This is a genomic window from Roseibium sediminis, from assembly GCF_008711325.1.
Taxonomy (GTDB): domain Bacteria; phylum Pseudomonadota; class Alphaproteobacteria; order Rhizobiales; family Stappiaceae; genus Roseibium; species Roseibium sediminis.
On record NZ_VXDB01000109.1, the window covers coordinates 1 to 615 of the forward strand.

Genomic DNA, 615 nt, shown 5'->3' on the forward strand with positions numbered 1-615 from the left:
CCCGTCATGGTATACTTGATGCCGCTGGGTGGGGGGCATCCACCGCATCAGTTCAGAGCGCAAGAATGCTGGAACTATTTCAGTTCATGCCAGTGCGTTGCACTCTAATCGCACGAGGCTCTAGAAAAATGGATCGACAAATAACTGCAGATATCCCAGATTTCCATCGCTGTTCAGATCGACATTGAAGGTGTCTTCATAATCGATTGGATCCACAAGTTCACCGGAAATGCGATTTCCATCAGCATCTGTCTGCCAAAGGAGGTATCGGCCATCGTCGTGCGACCACAGGACCTGATATCCGCCGACATCATTTTCCTCTGCCTGAATGGCCTGCCAGCCGGAGAATGTCTGGCTCGTCACGGCTTCACCCGAAAATGTCAGGCGAGTTTCGTTTCCATCCAGATCGACGAAAGTGTAGCGCGAGTTGCTTGTTGCCAGAGAGGTATCGCCATTTGTCTCGATTGAGACCAGAGGATATCCCAGCTGGCTGTCATTGTTCAGATCAACATTGAATGTGGCTTCGTATTCAATCGGATCCACAAATGCACTGGATGATGCGCGATTTCCATCAGCATCTGTTTGCCAAACGACATATTGGCCGTCGTCATGTGC

General features: G+C 50.2%; 1 pseudogene. It reads right to left on the minus strand.

Features of this window, described 5'->3' with window-relative positions:
* Window positions 1-120 precede the first annotated feature (120 nt).
* Window positions 121-615, minus strand: a pseudogene (locus F0155_RS23285) (hypothetical protein); the annotation flags it as partial.